The sequence below is a fragment of the Oleiphilus sp. HI0128 genome, from assembly GCF_001635365.1.
This window is the reverse complement of sequence record NZ_LWGG01000122.1, coordinates 1-1,023: the sequence shown is the minus strand read 5'-3', so window position 1 is coordinate 1,023 and position 1,023 is coordinate 1. Positions and strand designations below refer to the sequence as shown.

Sequence of the window (1,023 nt, the reverse complement as noted above, 5' to 3'; positions counted from 1 at the left end):
AACGCATCCAAGTCGATAACATCAGCTTCGACAGCTGCTAATTCGTTCAAACGAATTTCAGCAGAGTACTTAGCTTGACGTGAACTGAAACCGAACTTTGGAAGTCGGCGTGCTAGAGGTTGCTGACCACCCTCGAAACCTGGCGCTACAGAACCGCCAGAACGAGACTTCAAACCCTTGTGGCCACGACCACAAGTTTTACCAAAACCACTACCAATACCGCGACCTACACGTCGAGCTGTAGGCTTTGATCCAGGAGCTGGACTTATTGAATTAAGACGCATTTTATTCTCCTTCAATCCTAACCATGTAGTTAACTTTGTTAGCCATACCGCGAACTGAAGGTGTATCTTCCAGCTCTACAGTCTGACCAATCTTACGTAGACCAAGACCGGTAACACACGCTCTATGAGCAGGTAAGCGACCAATCGGGCTACGGTACAATGTAACCTGTATTGTTTTCTTAGCCATGACCTTATCCTGTAATTTCGTCTACAGACTTGCCGCGCTTAGCAGCAACGTCTTCTGGTGACTTCATTGCACTCAAACCTTTAACTGTTGCGCGAACAACGTTAACTGGGTTTGTAGAGCCGTAGCACTTAGCAAGTACGTTTTGAATCCCTGCGACTTCTAGCACTGCGCGCATTGCGCCGCCAGCGATGATACCAGTACCATCTGAAGCAGGCTGCATATAGACCTTAGAGCCACTATGCTTTGCAGTTACAGGATATTGCAAGGTTGTACCGCTAAGAGGTACGTCAACCATATTCTTGCGAGCTGCATCCATTGCTTTTTGAATAGCGATTGGAACTTCACGCGCTTTACCACGACCGAAACCTACACGACCTGCACCATCACCAACAACAGTTAGTGCTGTGAAACCGAAGATTCGACCACCTTTAACAACTTTTGCTACACGGTTAACTTGTACAAGTTTTTCCTGTAGCTCTGGACCGTTTTTGTCTTCTACGCTCATCGTAATGCCCCTTAGAACTCTAATCCGGCTTCACGCGCAGCGTCAGC

At 47.4% G+C, this 1,023-nt stretch carries 3 protein-coding genes; all 3 read right to left on the bottom strand.

Features of this window, described 5'->3' with window-relative positions:
• A partial coding sequence (gene rplO, locus A3763_RS01605; RefSeq protein ID WP_068759835.1) for a 50S ribosomal protein L15 occupies positions 1-284 on the bottom strand: 284 nt, incomplete at its 3' end.
• A 1-nt stretch (position 285) separates the two neighbouring features.
• Positions 286-471, bottom strand: a complete 186-nt coding sequence (rpmD, locus tag A3763_RS01600) for a 50S ribosomal protein L30 (protein WP_068508545.1) — start codon at positions 469-471, stop codon at positions 286-288.
• Between the two features lie 4 nt (positions 472-475).
• Positions 476-976, bottom strand: coding sequence for a 30S ribosomal protein S5 (gene rpsE / locus A3763_RS01595; protein ID WP_068508544.1), 501 nt, complete (start codon positions 974-976; stop codon positions 476-478).
• Positions 977-1,023 lie beyond the last annotated feature (47 nt).